The sequence below is a fragment of the Halobacillus naozhouensis genome, from assembly GCF_029714185.1.
Lineage (GTDB): Bacteria > Bacillota > Bacilli > Bacillales > Halobacillaceae > Halobacillus_A > Halobacillus_A naozhouensis.
Window position 1 is genome coordinate 1647470 of sequence record NZ_CP121671.1, and the last position, 17016, is coordinate 1664485.

The 17016-nt window shown below is 43.2% G+C and carries 15 protein-coding genes; 13 read left to right on the plus strand and 2 right to left on the minus strand.

The features are described from left to right. The first annotated feature begins 64 nt into the window (after window positions 1–64). Window positions 65–415 carry a hypothetical protein gene (locus tag P9989_RS08670; protein ID WP_283078372.1) on the plus strand — a complete coding sequence of 117 codons (351 nt, stop codon included), beginning with the start codon at window positions 65–67 and terminating at the stop codon, window positions 413–415. 9 nt (window positions 416–424) lie between these two features. On the opposite strand, the gene P9989_RS08675 is transcribed toward P9989_RS08670, so the two are convergent. Then, window positions 425–676, minus strand: coding sequence for a hypothetical protein (locus tag P9989_RS08675; protein ID WP_283078373.1), 252 nt, complete (start codon window positions 674–676; stop codon window positions 425–427). Between the two features lie 263 nt (window positions 677–939). Here P9989_RS08675 and P9989_RS08680 point away from each other — a divergent pair, with 263 nt between their 5' ends. Further along, a complete protein-coding gene (locus tag P9989_RS08680; RefSeq protein WP_283078374.1) occupies window positions 940–2955 on the plus strand; it encodes a penicillin-binding transpeptidase domain-containing protein in 2016 nt (671 codons plus the stop codon). Between the two features lie 206 nt (window positions 2956–3161). Next, on the plus strand, window positions 3162–4184 hold the full coding sequence (gene rsgA, locus P9989_RS08685) for a ribosome small subunit-dependent GTPase A (RefSeq protein WP_283078375.1): 1023 nt from the start codon (window positions 3162–3164) through the stop codon (window positions 4182–4184). Between the two features lie 178 nt (window positions 4185–4362). Here the strand turns inward: rsgA and P9989_RS08690 are convergent, their stop codons facing one another. Continuing rightward, window positions 4363–4719: a DUF1516 family protein gene (locus P9989_RS08690; RefSeq protein ID WP_283078376.1), complete on the minus strand. Its 357-nt coding sequence runs from the start codon at window positions 4717–4719 to the stop codon at window positions 4363–4365. Between the two features lie 468 nt (window positions 4720–5187). Here P9989_RS08690 and P9989_RS08695 point away from each other — a divergent pair, with 468 nt between their 5' ends. The 10 genes from P9989_RS08695 (at window position 5188) to P9989_RS08740 (ending at window position 17016) form a co-directional block, all read left to right on the plus strand. After that, window positions 5188–6801: a long-chain-fatty-acid--CoA ligase gene (locus P9989_RS08695; protein ID WP_283078377.1), complete on the plus strand. Its 1614-nt coding sequence runs from the start codon at window positions 5188–5190 to the stop codon at window positions 6799–6801. 141 nt (window positions 6802–6942) lie between these two features. Further along, window positions 6943–8010, plus strand: coding sequence for a tartrate dehydrogenase (locus P9989_RS08700; RefSeq protein WP_283078378.1), 1068 nt, complete (start codon window positions 6943–6945; stop codon window positions 8008–8010). Between the two features lie 179 nt (window positions 8011–8189). Then, window positions 8190–9413, plus strand: coding sequence for a bacillibactin exporter BcbE (bcbE, locus tag P9989_RS08705; protein ID WP_283078379.1), 1224 nt, complete (start codon window positions 8190–8192; stop codon window positions 9411–9413). A 460-nt stretch (window positions 9414–9873) separates the two neighbouring features. After that, window positions 9874–11586 carry a M4 family metallopeptidase gene (locus tag P9989_RS08710; RefSeq protein WP_283078380.1) on the plus strand — a complete coding sequence of 571 codons (1713 nt, stop codon included), beginning with the start codon at window positions 9874–9876 and terminating at the stop codon, window positions 11584–11586. A 158-nt stretch (window positions 11587–11744) separates the two neighbouring features. Next, on the plus strand, window positions 11745–12737 hold the full coding sequence (locus P9989_RS08715) for a nucleoside hydrolase (RefSeq protein WP_283078381.1): 993 nt from the start codon (window positions 11745–11747) through the stop codon (window positions 12735–12737). Window positions 12738–13015: 278 nt separating this feature from the next. Further along, a complete protein-coding gene (locus P9989_RS21670; RefSeq protein ID WP_390306159.1) occupies window positions 13016–13066 on the plus strand; it encodes a hypothetical protein in 51 nt (16 codons plus the stop codon). A 375-nt stretch (window positions 13067–13441) separates the two neighbouring features. Continuing rightward, window positions 13442–14374: a glucose-1-phosphate thymidylyltransferase RfbA gene (gene rfbA, locus P9989_RS08725; protein WP_283078383.1), complete on the plus strand. Its 933-nt coding sequence runs from the start codon at window positions 13442–13444 to the stop codon at window positions 14372–14374. Further along, window positions 14367–15398 carry a dTDP-glucose 4,6-dehydratase gene (gene rfbB / locus P9989_RS08730; protein ID WP_283078384.1) on the plus strand — a complete coding sequence of 344 codons (1032 nt, stop codon included), beginning with the start codon at window positions 14367–14369 and terminating at the stop codon, window positions 15396–15398. The genes rfbA and rfbB overlap by 8 nt, the downstream gene beginning before the upstream one ends. Then, a complete protein-coding gene (locus P9989_RS08735) occupies window positions 15395–16336 on the plus strand; it encodes a glycosyltransferase family 2 protein (RefSeq protein WP_283078385.1) in 942 nt (313 codons plus the stop codon). The genes rfbB and P9989_RS08735 overlap by 4 nt, the downstream gene beginning before the upstream one ends. Continuing rightward, complete coding sequence (locus P9989_RS08740) at window positions 16333–17016, plus strand: GNAT family protein (protein ID WP_283078386.1); 684 nt, start codon at window positions 16333–16335, stop codon at window positions 17014–17016. Before P9989_RS08735 ends, P9989_RS08740 begins: the two co-directional genes overlap by 4 nt.

Genomic DNA, 17016 nt, shown 5'->3' on the forward strand with positions numbered 1-17016 from the left:
AGAGGGATTCACCCCCTATATGTAGAAAGAATAAAGAACATAAAATATGGGATGGTGAACTCTTTTGACCAATATTTATAATTATGATTTTTACAAAGTGAGAAAAGAAGTAAAAGGAGTCACCGAAAAGAAGACGATGGTGTATGAGATTTACTTGTCCACTGTGAAATATGTTCATAAGCATAGTGAAGGATCATATCATAACAATGCAGAGTACCTGACAACACAAGCGGATTTGCGAAATTTTTTCGATGGAGATGAGGCAGCTTTGTTACGTGCGCTTGGGGATCTTATGAATTACTGGGGAATCGATACAGATAACGAGGTTGATCCGATGAGGACCGGCGGGTTTGAGGAGTTTCCCACCCTCGGTCATGTATGCAGTTATATCGAGAGGAGGGTGAAAGATTCGTAAGACTACAAATTATAGTCTTACAACCTCTTTGGATTTCTTTTTGTTAATCGCACCCATGTAAAACTCAAGGATTCCGATGGCAAACATAAATGGGCCAAAGCTGTAGGCGAAAAATGGGCTGATAACCAGATGGAGGATTCCGGCAATGAGCAACATTCGGTATGACTTCTGTTTGAACGCCAGGTAAGACCCGAACATACTAACCGCAAAGATCCCTAACAGAACGGGTGAAAGCCAGACAATCTCTTGCATCCATGCCATTTATAACACCTCCTATTCGAAAGGAATTGTAGGTAGTTTCATAATGTTACCATTCGCAGCCAGCGGCTTTCAACAGCGAAAAACGTCTAGTTTTGCTAGATAAATGGAGTGGTTTTTTGCTGAAGATATAGCCCCGGTTTATCATGCTTTTTATTTAGAACTGATTTGATATAATGAGTCTAGGGAATTATGGAGAATGATGTCAAAAGACACCCTTCTTAAAAAATGAATACTGAAATATAAACAGAGATAAGGGGGAGAACATGAGAAGCGCATTGGTATCACTATTGATTATCGTATGCATAGGACTTGTCGGCTGTTCCGAACAGCCTAATCCTGAGACCACCTTTAAAAAGTATATGAAAGCATGGGAAAATCAAGAATATGAAGACATGTACGCATTGCTTGGAGAAGAGTCCAAGGCTCAGGTTAAAAAAGAGGAATTTGTTGAACGTTACAAGACAATTTATGAAGGTATCCAGATGAATAACCTCAAGGTTACATATAGTTTGCCCGAGGGAGACGTTGAGTATAAACCAGAAGAACCCCCTAGCTTTGATTACAGTGTCAATATGGATACGCTGGCGGGGTCCATTGAATTTTCCCATCAAGCCAAGCTTACGTTTGAAGAAGGGGAAGATTCGGACGCATGGATGATGACCTGGGATCCGTCGATGATTTTTGCCGGGATGGAAAAAGGGGACGAAATCTCCGCTCAAGTGCTGAAGCCTGAACGTGGGGAAATATTTGGTGTAAATGGTCAGGAGCTTGCCGTGAATGGCACAGTTGTGAGTGTTGGACTTGTGCCGGACTGGATGGAAGATGATCGCGAGCAAGTGAAGGAAAAGCTGGCAGAACTGTTAGACATTTCGGTTGAAACGATTAACGAGAAGCTTGATCAATCGTGGGTTCAAACCACATCTTTTGTGCCCCTAGCTTCTATCCAAAGTGATAATGAAGAGTTAATTGAAAAAATACGTCCATTGAATGGCACGAAGTTTCAAGAAAAAAACGCACGCGTCTATCCTTTAGGAAAAGCAGCCGCGCATTTAACCGGCTATGTCGGATCGATTACAGCTGAGCAGCTGAAAGAAAGGAAAGATCAAGGATATACGTCTACAAGCACGATTGGAAAAGCGGGCCTTGAGCTTGTGCTTGAGGACAAACTGCGAGGTAAGGCAGGAGGAGTCGTTGCGATTGTGGGTAGTGAAGGCGATCAGCGTGAAGTGTTAGCGAAACAGGAAGCTGTGGATGGAAAAGATGTGACACTGACGATTGATGCAGAGGTCCAGAAGTCGGTTTACAATCAATTAAAAGGCAATGCAGGATCTTCGGCGGCACTCCACCCGCAAACGGGAGAGGTAATGGCGCTTGTCAGTACACCTGCATATGATCCTAATCAGTTTATTCTAGGCATGACATCTGAACAGTATTCCGAATTACAAAATGATCCGCAGAAGCCAATGACGAATCGTTTTAATAATACGTATGCTCCCGGCTCTACCTTCAAGCCAATTACGGCTGCGATTGGTTTAGAGACGGGAATCATTGATCCAGCTGAAGAGATGTCGATTCCTGATCGTTCCTTCTCTAAAGAAGGCTGGGGAGATTATTCTGTAAACAGGGTCGAGAGTGCAAACGTTGATAAATCTGTTAACCTGCGGGATGCGTTAGTTCGATCGGATAATATTTATTTTGCCCGCACGATTCTTGAAATTGGCGGGGAAACCTTCTTGAAAGAAGCGAAAGACTTTGGGTTCTCAGAAGAAATCCCTTTCCTTTATCCGATCACATCTTCGCAAATTACAGGGGAAGATGGATTTGGTAATGAAATTGAGCTGGCTGATACGGGGTACGGACAAGGTGAAGTGGAAATGAGCACTTTACACCTTGCTCTAACCTATACTCCGTTTGTGACAAATGGGACTCTGCTTGATCCCGTTCTGATTAAAGACGAGGAAGCAAGTGTGGCCTGGCATGAAAATGTTGTGTCAGAGAAAACTGCTAAGACTATTCGTAAAGACTTGAAGGAAGTGGTCAATAACCCGGAAGGTTCGGGATACGAACCACAGGTTGAAGGATTAAGCCTGGCAGGAAAGACAGGGACAGCAGAGCTGAAGAAATCTCAAGATGCCGAGGGACAAGAAAACGGCTGGTTTGTCGCCTGGAATACGGACGATCCTCGTTTGCTTGTTGCGATGATGATTGAAGATGTACAAAACGGCAGTCATGAAGTTGTTCCAAAAGTAAAAAATGTATTTAAAGAACAGCTGCAATAGCTGATCGACACCTGATTTTACTCTTCATGTAAAATCAGGTGTTTTTAGTAGTGAAAAGTCTGAAAAATCTGCTATAATATAGCTATTAAACAGAAGGAGTTGATGTGTTATGACAAATCTAATTGTAGACATTAAACCAACCATCCAAACATCAAATGGAGGGCACAGCAACTCATAATGTCCTCCAACAACTTAGGAGGAATTCGGTGAATCATTTTTTTGTACATGACTTTTTTACGCAACAAGCAGAGGAAGACGCTCTAATCGGGCGAATTACGAGGGCATCGCAAGAGATTTATACCGTACGGACAGAGACAAACTCTTATACCGGAACCGTCTCGGGAAAATTCCGATATGAGGCGGAGCAATCGCGTTTGTGGCCTGCCATAGGGGATTGGGTCATTTATGAACGGTATGATCAGGATAAGGCCAGAATTCATCAAGTATTAAACAGACGCACGGTTTTATCACGTAAAGCCGCTGGAACGGGAAATGATGAACAAATTATCGCGGCAAACGTGGATGTCGTGTTTATTGTGACGTCATTGACCAAGGAATTTAACATCCAACGCATCGAGCGTTATGTAATGCAGGTCTATGAAAGCGGGGCAAGACCGGTAATTGTTTGCACAAAACAGGACCTATGTTCCGATGTGATGGCGAAAATTGCTCACATTGAGCGTCATGCTCCCGGCGTCCCCGTCTATACCGTTAACAGTCTGGATGGCAGTGGAGTTAATGTGCTGGAACAAGAATTGACAGCAGGCGAAACGATCTCACTAATAGGGTCCTCAGGTGTTGGAAAATCGACACTCCTGAATCGGCTGTTAGGTGAAGAAATTCAGCAAACGAAACAAGTAAGGGAAGAAGATGGCCGCGGCCGACATACAACTACACACCGCGAGTTATTTTCGCTGCCTAACGGGACAGTTGTCATCGACACACCAGGGATGAGGGAACTGCAGCTCTGGGGCGAATCGGCCAATGTGGATGCAACTTTTTCAGACATCGAACACTTGAGCCGGCAGTGTAAATTCCGTGATTGTTCGCACGACAAGGAACCAGGCTGCGCCGTGGCGAAAGCGCTCGAAGCTAATGAGCTGTCTCCTGATCGTTTGAAAAATTACAACAAAATGCTTCGTGAAGTGGAACGATTGAATTTGAAGGATAAATACGGTACTCATCGAACGAATCGGATTCTCCATGGACCTAATAGTAAGAAAGCGTAAGGAAAAGGATATCTAGCCTCATAGCGTTAGTTGCTCCGTAGTTGAAAAGTACTTCGCTTTTCGCGGGGGGCAGCCGGTCGACTCTTGTCGCACGCAATCTAAAGGGATTACAGCTAACAACTGTGATCCCTTTCTTTTTTGTATTTTTATCGCACCTGCTTCTATAAAAGGATGATCTTCAAAAAACAGAAATGCCGAGAGGAAGTAGTAATCCAGTTATGATTGTCAGGGATAAAAATATAATAAGTATAACGGGTAAAAACTGTGGTGTATCTTCCTTTAATTTGTGCATGAAGTATAGCTCGATTAAACCTATACTGCTCATGCCTAAAAATACCTTAAATAGACTGCCGAGGGATACCGGCTGCATACCAAGTGAAAAGCCCCCAGATACAATCGCTGCAAGGTATAAAAGACGCAGCATGTAATGCATGATGGTGGCGGTTTTCTTATTAGATGTATTATACAAATGATTCACAGCGATAAGCAGCAAAATGATGACCGAAATCGAAGCAAGATGAATAGGAACGAACATAGATATTACCCCACACTGATTAATTTAATATATTTAGATATTACTTAACAGTTTAGCAAATATCAGAAGGGAAATGAATGTGCAAGGGTTGCGAATATTTTTCCAGATAAGGATCTCACTGAGTTGTTTCTTACTTAACATGGTGGAATCCTAAAATAAAATGAGGGATTTTTTAAATAATGGAATTCTATTATGCGAAGATTTATAGCCAATAAAAAGGAACTATCGTATAAGCTGCCCATCATAAGTTCGTCATCTTTACTGGTAAAAAAGAAATATAACGATTGAATTTTCAGAATAATTGAGATATAGTAAAATAAGACAGAAATAGTTTCACTTCAAGATAATTAATCAACTGGTTTCGTTTAAAAAAGAGAAGAGGGGGAGAGCTAATTCATTGTAGTGACTGCATTTTTGTAAGCGTTATCAATAAGCGTCCGTAAACGTTTTTACCAGGGGGAGGAAACTATGATAAACAGAGTGTGGACAAAACATTATCCTGAACATATTCAGAATGAAGTCGAGATTCCGAATGTGCCGCTTACCGCCATATTGCAACAGTCCGTCGAGCGTTTTCCGAATAACCCGGCGCTATCTTTTTGTGGGAACGAAATCACGTATAAAGAGTTAGGCCTGCAAACAGGTGCCTTTGCGTCTGCCCTTCAACAAAATGGGGTCAACAAAGGGGACCGTGTAGCGATTATGCTTCCGAACTGTCCTCATTATGTGATCAGTTATTATGGGACGTTAACTGCAGGGGCTGTGGTAACGCAGGTGAATCCAATGCTAGTGGGCCGTGAACTGGAGCATATTTTATCAGATTCTGGAGCGGAAACGATCGTGATCTATGCTCCACTCGTTCCAGTTCTTGAAAAGGTAAAAAACAATACATCGATCAAAAAGGTAATTGTGGTTGAATTCAATGGACATGATAAGCCAGTAAATAATGAAACGGAATTCTCCGCTTTTTTACAAGGAGCTCAAGGTGCACCAAAAGCTGTTTCCATAGACCCGCAGGAAGATCTTGCCGTCCTGCAATATACAGGAGGCACAACAGGACGCTCAAAAGGAGCTATGCTCACACACCGAAATGTGGTGGCTAACGTTGTGCAGACGAATGAATTTTTCAAAGACGAAGTTCAAATGGGGCAAGAGCGTTATTTAACGGTGATCCCGCTTTTTCATGTGTTTGGCATGACCTCCTGTATGAACCTGTCTATGCTCACAGGGTCAAAGAATATTATGCTGCCGCGTTTTGAGCTTGAGGAAGTGCTGCAAACGATTAAGAAAGAGCAGCCGACCTTCTTCCCTGGTGTGCCGACGATGTATGTGGCGATAACCAATCATCCTAAAGCAGAGGACTATGGCATTGACAGCATTCGTGTGTGCAATAGCGGCAGTGCCCCAATGCCGCAGGAGTTAATGCGCAATTTTGAAGCGAAAACCGGTGCAAAAGTTTTTGAAGGCTACGGTTTATCAGAAACCTCTCCTGTGACGCATTGTAATCCACTGTTCGCGGAACGTAAGCCCGGGAGTGTTGGGATTGGGGTGCCGTCCACTGAGTATAAAATAGTTGATGTTGGCGAGGGAGTGGAAGAGGTGCCGACGGGTGAAACGGGAGAAGTTATTATTCGCGGTCCGCAGGTGATGAAAGGGTACTGGAACATGCCTGAGGAAACAGCTACTACCCTTCGTGACGGCTGGCTTTATACAGGGGACATTGCTCGAGTTGATGATGAAGGGTATTTGTACATGATTGATCGTAAAAAAGACTTGATCATCGCAAGCGGTTATAACATTTATCCGCGCGATGTTGAAGAGGTCCTCTATGAGCATGAAGCGGTACAGGAGGCAGTGGTCGTCGGCGTACCTGATTCATATCGAGGTGAAACCGTGCGCGCGGTAGTCGTGTTAAAAGAGGGTGGATCAGCTACGGAAGAGGAATTGATTGCGTATTGCCGGCAAAATATGGCGAGCTTTAAAGTCCCGCGGGAGCTTGAATTCCGAAAAGAGCTTCCGAAGTCGAATGTGGGTAAAATTTTGAGAAGAACGATTAGAGAGGAAGTAACGAAGCAGACGTAAGGCGGCCTCCTCGTACATGAACTTTCTGACTTGAAGGTAATGATCATACGTGAAAAGAAGTCCCTGCTAAAAGGGACTTCTTTTGACTTTTCAGAATTATTCTTTTACTTTTAACGGATAGAAGCGTAAAGGAGGAAGCCAATGAAACATTACAGAATTGCTGTCATACCCGGGGACGGGATTGGCAAAGAAGTTGTACCGGTTGCACTCGATGTTTTACAACACACTGCTGAGGTGTTTGGAGATGTAACGTTTAATTTTACCGAGTTTCCATGGGGGTGTGATTTTTATCAAAAGTACGGCATGATGATGGAGGAAGATGGCATTGAGCAGCTCGACAAGTTTGATGCGATTCTGCTCGGGGCTGTCGGTGATCCCCGTTTAGTTCCAGACCACATTTCGTTGTGGGGATTGCTGATTAAAATACGGCGGTCAATGGATCAATCTTTAAACATTCGACCTGCCAAGTACTTTGAAGGTTTGGCCTCCCCACTGACCGCTCCAAAAGAATTTGACATTATGGTCGTGAGAGAAAATAGTGAAGGAGAGTATAGCGAAGTTGGCGGCCGTATACATAGAGGCGCGGATGAAGTCGCCATTCAAAACGCTGTTTTCACTCGAAAAGCTACGGAACGGGCGATGAGATATGGGTTTCAGTTGGCCTCACAGCGGAAAGGGAAGTTGACAAGTGCCACGAAATCTAACGGGATCGTCCACTCGATGCCGTTTTGGGATTCGGTTTTTGATGAAGTGAGGGAGGAGTTTCCAGAGATTAAGGCTAATCAGAATCATATTGATGCACTGGCAGCGTTTTTCGTTTCTAAGCCGCAGGAGTTTGATGTGATTGTGGCCAGCAATTTGTTTGGTGATATTTTGACTGATATCGGTGGCGCGATTATGGGCAGCATCGGAATAGCTCCGGCAGCAAATCTGAATATTACGGGAGAGCATCCATCCATGTTTGAGCCGGTTCATGGATCAGCACCGGATATTTATGGAAAAGGGATCGCCAATCCAATTGGCCAGATCTGGACGGCCAAAATGATGCTCGATCACCTGGGTGAAGTCAATATGGGAGCCAGCCTATTACAAGCTATTGAGGAGACCACGGCCGCCGGGGTTAAAACGAGCGATATTGGCGGCCAGGCCTCTACGAAAGAGGTTGGAAAAGAAATAAATAAACGGATTAAAGTACTGTCCGGTAAGTAATATCGTGATGAGCTCCACTAGCTCAATTGGTTAAACACCAAGAGGACCTTAAGCGGTTCTCTTTTTTTATGCATCAAAATTGAAATTTTTGTAAGAATAGATGATTGTCGCCTTGCTCATAATAAGCGTTACAATGCCTACAAATTGTATGCAGGCAGATTGAATGTGGAGGGACATCTATGAAGAAGAAAAAGTGGGATCTCATTGCGTTAGCATCCATTCCTCTGGTTATGACCTTGGGTAATTCCATGTTAATACCAGTTTTGCCTATCATTGAAAGACAAATTGGTATTTCCGCTTTTCAATCCAGTTTAATTATTACCGTATACTCGGTTGTGGCCATTTTACTTATTCCGATTGCCGGTTATTTGTCGGATAAGATTGGCAGAAAGAAAGTTATTATACCTAGTTTAATTATTACCGGAATAGGCGGGGCCGTCTCAGCATTTGCTGCATGGAAAATGAACGATCCTTACTTCTTAATTCTAGTCGGACGGTTTTTACAAGGAATAGGTGCGGCAGGGGCGTTTCCAGTTGTCATTCCGACTGTTGGGGATATGTTTGATGATGAGAAGCAAGTGAGCGAAGGGTTAGGATTAATTGAAACGTCCAATACGTTCGGAAAGGTATTAAGTCCTGTGATTGGTGCTTTATTAGCCGTTATTATTTGGTATATTCCTTTTGCCTCGATACCGATCTTATCGCTGTTATCGGTCCTGTTGGTTATGAAGTGTGTCAAAGTACCGAAGAACGATAAAGAGAAGGAAACGAAATTTTCCGATTTTGCAAAATCCGTGAAAAAAGTATTTCACGATAATGGACGATGGGTCATATCAATTTTCATTATTGGTTGTATTAATATGTTTGTCTTATTTGGTTTTTTATTTCACCTCTCTTCCTTACTTGAGGATGAATATAATGTGACCGGTGTTTATAAAGGATTGCTGCTCGGAATCCCGTTGTTATTCTTATGCATTGCTTCTTACATTTCTGGTAAGAAAATTGGTGAAAATAAAGTCATTATGAGATGGGCGATTATCATCGGGAATGGGGTAGCTGCCGCTTCGTTATTTTTCATGAAGCATGATACGAATTTAGTGATGCTGCTCGTGTTATTGTCGATTGCCGGAATTGGGATAGGGCTGTCACTGCCAGGGCTTGATGCCCTGATTACGGAAGGTGTGGAGAAAGATGTACGAGGGACCGTTACATCTTTGTACAGCAGTATGAGGTTCCTCGGCGTTGCAGCAGGTCCTCCTGTAATCGCAATCTTAATGGATAGGTTCCCTGATATGCTTTACCTCAGTTTGGCGTGTTTAAGTGTGATCGCTGCGTTAGTCACACTGATTGCTATTAGACCTTCCTCCTCTGAAAAGAAGACACAAGTTTCTGTAGAACATTAATGAAACGTGGGGGAGGGGGTTAACTGTATCGGAATTTTGATGGGTGTCTTTATCAGATGAAACGATCCTAAGGGTCCCCTCAGCTATTTTTGTTTCAAGGTCAGTTGCTGCCACACAGTTAAGTGCCCATTGAAAAAGTGAATCCTGGATGGAACAGAAGTTTTAATCGATGAGGCGATCACAAACAGACAGGGTATTATCGTAGTCCATATAGATCAGTTAGACAACGTGTATATTGAATAGCACGATATCATCAGTTTTGCCAGTGATGAATTATCGTTAAAAACACTGTTTCCTATACAGTGTTTTTTTGTGCGTAATTTGTTGATAGGGGTAAAGTCATGTGAAATTTTATCTAGAAAGGTTAAATTCTGACTATTAAAATAGTTCCTACTATTCTTTTAATTACGATAGATTTCTCCTATACTAAACACTATATACTTGAATAGGAGGAGTTTATTTGAAAAAGAGACGAGTTTTACCAGTAGCTGTATTGTCATCCGCGTTAGTTGTGGGAGCGTTTGCCCCTACACAAACTTTTGCTGTTCAACCCGCAGGTCCCTCTCAGGTTTCTGTCGAATCGATGGCGGCACAATTCCAAAAGTCAAAAGGGAATAAGCCAATTTTTGTCGTAGAAAAACAAGCAGAAAAGCAGCAAGTCAGTAAAGTAAATGCGAATGCAGCGGTACAGCACCTTGCGAAAAATAAAGAAACGTTCAAGATTAAAAATCCACAGGCAAGCTTTAAGCCTGGTCAGGTGAAGAAAGATGATTTAGGCATGACCCACGTTACACTTCAGCAGACGAAGAATGGAGTTCCTGTTGAAGGAAGTGAGGTCACCGTCCACTATGATGCGGAAAAAACGGTTCAATCAGTGAGTGGTAACTTCAATCATAGTGTTGAGGAGGCTGAATTATCAACAGAGGCAAGTCTTACGAAAGCGGAAGCCTTGAACAAAGCCAAAGAAGAAGTGAACGCTCCTGAACAGTTAAATTATACACCGTCAAGTAAGCTTGTCATTTACCCGTTTAATGATCAAGACCAGCTGGCTTATAAAGTAAATGTTAATTTTCTTGGCAAAGAACCAGGGAACTGGTATGTATTTGTAGATGCAAAAAGCGGTCAAGTGATTGATAAATATAATGCACTGATGCATGCAAATGGGTTTAAAACAGCAACAGGATCCGGGCTAGGAGTGCTGGGTGACCATCGGCAACTACATATCACTCATAAGAATGATAAAACAGATAACCATAAAGGGACACAATTTTATTTATATGACAATACGCATGAGAACTTAGATGGCATTTACACCTATGATATGAAGAATACATGGGGCGGTGAGGACCTTCCACTCCCTGGGGTGCTTTACTCGAATAACAGCGCGTCCTTTAAAGATGATTATGACCGCGCAGCTGTCGATGCTCATTATAATTCGGAGGAAGTATACGAGTATTATCTTGAAGAGCATGACCGCAACTCCTTGGATGATGAAGGAATGGCGATCAAATCTTCCATCCATTTTGGCCAGAATTATAATAATGCCTTCTGGAATGGCCAGCAAATGACCTATGGTGACGGCGATGGCGACTTCTTCATTTCCTTGTCTGCCGGGCTTGATGTGGCCGCACATGAAATGACACATGGGGTTACCACACACTCTGCCGGGCTGAAATACCGTTTTCAATCTGGGGCTTTAAATGAGGCGTTCTCGGATATTTTCGGAGCTTTAGTCGATGAAGAAGACTGGGAAATCGGTGAAGATATTATGGGTGAGGAAGCTAAAGAATCCGGACGAACTTCCTTGCGCAGTCTGAGCAATCCGAGTAAATATTCCGTGGGTCCAGAACTTGTCCCTTATGGCAATGGAGAAGGGAAGTACCCATCACACATGGACGAGTATTATGACCTGCCACTTGAACTCGATAACGGCGGGGTTCATATCAACTCCTCCATTATCAACCATGCTGCCTACCTGACCGGCGAACAGATTGGCAAAGACAAGCTTGGTCAAATCTACTACCGTGCGTTGACAGTTTATCTCACACCAACTTCTGACTTCAGCCATGCAAGACAGGCGCTGATTCAATCAGCAATTGATATTTATGGGGAAGGAAGCGAAGAAGTACAGGCAACAGAAAGCGGTCTTAACCAGGTAGGAATCACGGGATAAAAAAGAAGTACCTAACGAAAAACTATCTATTTAAGCGCGTCCAAAAATCATCTCCTATCGACTTGATAAGAGATGATTTTTTTTCGAAAAAACATACCAAGGACAATGGCAGTTGCGGGCATATCGCTTCGTTCATAGGTTACCTTGAGGTGATTTATATGAAAAAAGTGATCTTGTTCGCAGACACAGGTATAGATGATGCGATGGCTTTAATTTATGCGTTGAGGAATCCTGATATTGATCTATTAGCTGTTGTAAGTGGTTATGGAAATGTAGAACGAGAAAAAACCTATCGAAATGTAGAATATTTACTAGATCTGGCGGGGCGCAGTGATATCCCCGTGATTTCGGGAGCTACGCGTCCGCTTAATGGGGAGGATCCTGTCTTTTTCCCAGATATTCATGGCGAAGAAGGGCTTGGTCCGATCCAGCCGCCGATTCCTGAGGAACGTTATGCTAACCGTTCGAACTTTAGTAAGTTGTTTCGGATCATTAAAGAGGACGACCCGAATGAAATTACGATTGTGAATGTCGGTCGTTGTACGTCGCTTGCCATAGCCTGGTATTTGAATCCAGAGGTGATGGCGGATGTGAAGCAAACGTACGTCATGGGTGGGGCGTTTCTTGTGCCCGGAAATGCTACGGCGGTTGCGGAAGCTAATTTTTATGGGGATGCGATCGCGGCAAATTATGTTTGTCAGCATGTACCTGATTTAACCGTGATTCCGTTGAATGCGACGAGAGAAGCTTTGTTGACGCCGGAGGATGTGGACCTGATCGATGCTCGGACAGATTCCCCTCTGCTCGATATCGTCGAGCCGATTCTTGACTTTTACTATGAAGTCTATCAAGAACTGGAACCTGGTATTGAAGGAACGCCACAGCACGATCTGGCTGCATTAGTGGCGACCCTTGAGATCCCGAGGATGTTTACGTATGAAAAGAGAGAGGTCCGCGTGCAGCATGAGGAAAGCTATGCAAATGGATTGAGCATCGCTAATTTTCGCCCTGGATCAACCGATTGTTCGGGAGACAACTGTGTGCGAATTGCCGTAGACTTAAACCGTGCCCTGTTTGCTAATCATGTGATAGAAGTTTTGACAAATCAGAGGAGACGAAGGAACCATAGGCAAAGAAGGCAAAAAAAATAACACAATGTGCGTTGTGTTTGGCTGGGAGGTTTATTTTATTCGGTGAATGTCCATGCTGAAACGTAGGTGCACAGTACGTTAGTCGTAGATGAGATCGCGATCCTCAATAGTGTAGTAAATTTTTACCAATACCATTTTATCAATTTTCGAAAAATTGGAAATATATCGCATCTTTTTCTATTCTTGTGATATACTCAAATCGCAAGTCCTATTCTCAGAATGAGTTCATCCTCTCGAGGGAGGTGATAACTGTGAGTCCGTTTGAAGCGATAAGCCTCATGTTGAGCTTTGGAATGCTGATAGCGGTTATAATCCACAGAAAGCAATAAAACTTGTTTCGAACTCATTCTGACTTGATCCAAGGTGCCCCAACACCTTGGATTTTTTATTTCCATTCTGATTATATCGTGCTTTTCACTCGATATCAAGATAATTTTTATGTCGAATTTATGTCGAGAGTTTAACCGCTGATCTAGACACATATCTTTAGAGTATTTATTTACTCTTAAATGTATACTTCCTTTTTTAAAAAACAGTAAAACGTTTTTCATTCTCTTTTGCTGAAACGTAATTTCATCGAAATATTCAGTCATGAATTCGTAATGAAATCTTAAGTTTAATTTTTAGTCCTAGTGAAATAGAATAGTAGTAAATCATTTCCATGTAGTTTTTTTTCCATCACTTTTTAAAGGACGGTGGTTGTAATGAAAGGGATCATTTTAGCTGGAGGAAGCGGAACGAGGCTGTCCCCGAGTACAAACTGTATTAATAAACATTTGTTATCGGTATACGACAAGCCGATGGTGTATTATCCGTTATCGAATTTAATGTTAGCCGGCATCAAGGAGTTTCTGATTATCAGCACTCCAGAGGATGTTCCGCGTTTTGAGAAGCTGTTGGGCGACGGTTCAGCGCTTGGCATCTCGATTGAGTATAAAGCTCAGGAAGAGCCGAACGGGATCCCTGAAGCCTTTATCGTTGGGGAAGATTTTATCGGAAATGATGATGTTACGCTGATTTTAGGGGACAACATTTTCTATGGTCAGGGTTTGACAAACATTTTGAGAAAAGCTGTCCGCAACCATAAAGGGGCAACCGTTTTCGGCTATCGCGTCAAGGATCCCGGGCGGTTTGGAGTGGTGGAATTCGATGATCATCAGAAGGTAGTCTCCCTTGAAGAGAAACCTGACGATCCGAAGTCCGATTTCGCGGTCACCGGGTTGTATGTGTACGATAATCAGGTGATCAAGATGGCCAAAAAGCTTAATTTCTCTGCTCGAGGCGAGCTTGAAATTACTGATGTGAATAAAAAATATTTAGAAAAAGGTCAGCTCGATGTCGAGTTACTTGGAAGAGGATTTGCCTGGCTCGATGCAGGGACTCATGAATCGTTATTTGAGTCTTCGGAGTTTATTAAAAATATTGAAAAGCGGCAAGGGTTTAAGGTCGCTTGCATCGAAGAAATTGCCTACTATATGGGTTACATTTCGAAGGAACGTTTGTATGCCACAGGCGAGTCCATGAAAAAGAATGAGTATGGCCAATACTTGATGGAGATTGCCAATCGCAAACATGTTCAGCAGTATTGGGACCAAATTGACCAGAATCCGGTGTTAGGACTGATAGAGAATGAGTAAGAGCAAAGCACTTTTAGTGACAGGGGGAGCAGGATTTATCGGCTCTAACTATGTCACATCCTTTTTGAAAAAATATCCGGATCGGGAGCTCGTTAACCTGGACAAGCTCACCTATGCTGGAAACGTAGACAATCTTTCAGCTGTGAACGAGTCGGACCGTTATCATTTTGTTCAAGGTGATGTGGCAGATGAAGCGGTCGTAAGCAAGTTATTCAGGGATTTTGATATCGAAGGAATCATCCACTTTGCGGCTGAATCTCATGTTGATAAGTCGATCTTGAACTCCAATCCATTTATTTTGACAAATGTGCTGGGAACAGGAGTGTTGTTGGAAGCTGCTCGTAAGGATTGGGGAGCAAAAGAGGTGCTGAAAGAGCGGCGATTCCATCACATTTCGACCGATGAAGTGTATGGATCATTGGAAGCAGAGGGGAAATTCACTGAGCAGACCCCTTACAATCCCCGTAACCCGTATAGTGCCACGAAAGCAGCGGCCAACATGCTCGTAAAAAGTTATTACACGACATACGGCATGAATGTGGTGCTCTCAAGCAGTTCGAATAATTATGGACCGCGGCAGCATGATGAAAAGTTGATCCCGACGATTATTCGCAAGGCACTCGCACTTGAGCCGATTCCCATTTATGGGGATGGCATGAATATCAGGGATTGGTTGTATGTGGGCGATCACTGCCAGGCGATTGACCACATTTTTCATCATGGCGAAGCTGGGGAGAGTTATAATGTCGGCGGTGGGAATGAACGTACGAATCTTGAGCTGACTCACTATATTTGTGACCAGTTAGACAGAGTTAAACCACATCTTTTAACGGAAAAAACTCTGCGGAGCTTTCGGGAGCTGATCACCTTTGTAGAGGATCGTCCGGGCCATGACAAGAGGTATGCCGTCGATGACACTAAAATTCGCCGTCAGCTGGGCTGGTCTCCTCAGGTCAGCTATATCGATGGCTTGAAAAACACAGTCGAGTGGTATGTAACCAAATGGGAGGAAGTCTTGCAATGATCTCAGTTGTCGTTCCTATATATGGGTGTCAAGGATGTATGCACGAACTGTGCAGCCGAATCCAGCAAACGATGGCCCATATGTCTATGAACTATGAAATCCTGCTTATTAATGATGCCAGTCCAGATCAGTCCTGGGGAACGATACAACAGCTTAGTGAAGAAAACCCACATATAAGAGGGTTTGATTTGTCGAGGAATTTTGGCCAGCACCGAGCCATTACGGCTGGTCTTGACCTTACGCGGGGAGATTACGTTGTCGTAATGGACTGCGATTTGCAGGACCAGCCGGAAGAAATCGAGAAATTGTATAACAAGGCGCTAGAAGGCTATGAAGTGGTGTTTGCGACAAGGGTGGTCCGTCAAGACGGTTTCTTCAAACGCTTATCTTCTAAACTTTTTTATAAAGTCTATGATTATCTGACAGACCGCTCCTCTGACTATACGATTGCTAACTTTAGCATTTGTTCACGAAATGTGATTGATAGTTACCGGAAAATGCGGGAGCAGAATCGATTCTTCCCGCTGTTTATTAAATGGATGGGGTTTAAAACGACGAGCATCCCTGTCGAACATAGCAAGCGGTCTGAAGGGAAATCTTCGTATAACTTAAAGAAGATGGTAACCTTGGCTACCGATGTGATTATTTCGCAATCGAATAAACCGCTGAGATTGTCGATCCAGTTTGGGTTTCTAATCTCGCTGGGATCCTTTTTATACGGAATGTATCTAATCTTTAAATACTTTTTTTTAGCTCAGCCCATCCCAGGATGGACCAGTGTGATGGTGTCCCTCTATTTTATCGGAGGATTAATTTTCTTTAACTTTGGCGTACTAGGTCTGTACCTTGGCAAGGTGTTTAACGAAACCAAAGGGCGGCCGCTATATATAATCAGAGATGTAACCAATGATCAGGAACGGGATGAGGTGATAGGATGACGCACTATTTGAAGAACACACCATGGGACCAAAGAACGCTGAAGATTCCTACGTATGAACTGACTTCTGCGGAGCCAGAGGCACTGCAGCAGACGAACGAGACCGAGGGACATTTTACGGTAAAAGTAGACCCCTTGCTTGATAAAGAACGGCTGAACAAGTATGGATTCTATTACACAGATACCCTGATTACACCAGTATGTAAACGGGATCAGCTGCATTTATTTGAAAAAGAGGGCATTGCGATTTCGTCGTCGGGTGATAAGCAGACGATTCTGGACATTGCTGGGCAGGCCTTTGTGCATGGGCGCTTTCATCGAGATTTTCAAGTCCCCAATCCCCTGGCTGATCTGAGGTATGCTCGCTGGCTTGAGGACCTTATTGATCAGAAGCAAGTGTATTACCTGTACTATCAAGATGAGATTGCAGGCTTTTTTGGCTTTGACGGAAACAAGGTGCTGCTATTAGGGATGGATCAGACTTTCACCAGCCGCGGGCTGGCCAAACCGTTTACAAGTCAAGCCTGTTTAAAGCTGTTGTCACTCGGCTATAAGGAATTATTTACGTCTGTATCCGCTATTAATATGGTATCTTTAAATCTATTTAGTTCGATTGGGTTTAAGTTAAAAGGGGCGGTCGATGTTTATCATAAACTGAATGGAAAGCCTTTGACAGACTAA

Excerpts from the sequence above, each read along its gene's own strand:
- rfbB (WP_283078384.1), top strand. The coding sequence starts at position 14,367 with ATGAGTAAGAGCAAAGCACTTTTAGTGACAGGGGGAGCAGGATTTATC.
- P9989_RS08680 (WP_283078374.1), top strand. The coding sequence starts at position 940 with ATGAGAAGCGCATTGGTATCACTATTGATTATCGTATGCATAGGACTT.
- P9989_RS08675 (WP_283078373.1), bottom strand. The coding sequence starts at position 676 with ATGGCATGGATGCAAGAGATTGTCTGGCTTTCACCCGTTCTGTTAGGG.
- P9989_RS08740 (WP_283078386.1), top strand. The coding sequence starts at position 16,333 with ATGACGCACTATTTGAAGAACACACCATGGGACCAAAGAACGCTGAAG.
- rfbA (WP_283078383.1), top strand. The coding sequence starts at position 13,442 with ATGAAAGGGATCATTTTAGCTGGAGGAAGCGGAACGAGGCTGTCCCCG.
- P9989_RS08715 (WP_283078381.1), top strand. The coding sequence starts at position 11,745 with ATGAAAAAAGTGATCTTGTTCGCAGACACAGGTATAGATGATGCGATG.
- P9989_RS08735 (WP_283078385.1), top strand. The coding sequence starts at position 15,395 with ATGATCTCAGTTGTCGTTCCTATATATGGGTGTCAAGGATGTATGCAC.
- bcbE (WP_283078379.1), top strand. The coding sequence starts at position 8,190 with ATGAAGAAGAAAAAGTGGGATCTCATTGCGTTAGCATCCATTCCTCTG.
- P9989_RS08700 (WP_283078378.1), top strand. The coding sequence starts at position 6,943 with ATGAAACATTACAGAATTGCTGTCATACCCGGGGACGGGATTGGCAAA.
- P9989_RS08690 (WP_283078376.1), bottom strand. The coding sequence starts at position 4,719 with ATGTTCGTTCCTATTCATCTTGCTTCGATTTCGGTCATCATTTTGCTG.
- P9989_RS08695 (WP_283078377.1), top strand. The coding sequence starts at position 5,188 with ATGATAAACAGAGTGTGGACAAAACATTATCCTGAACATATTCAGAAT.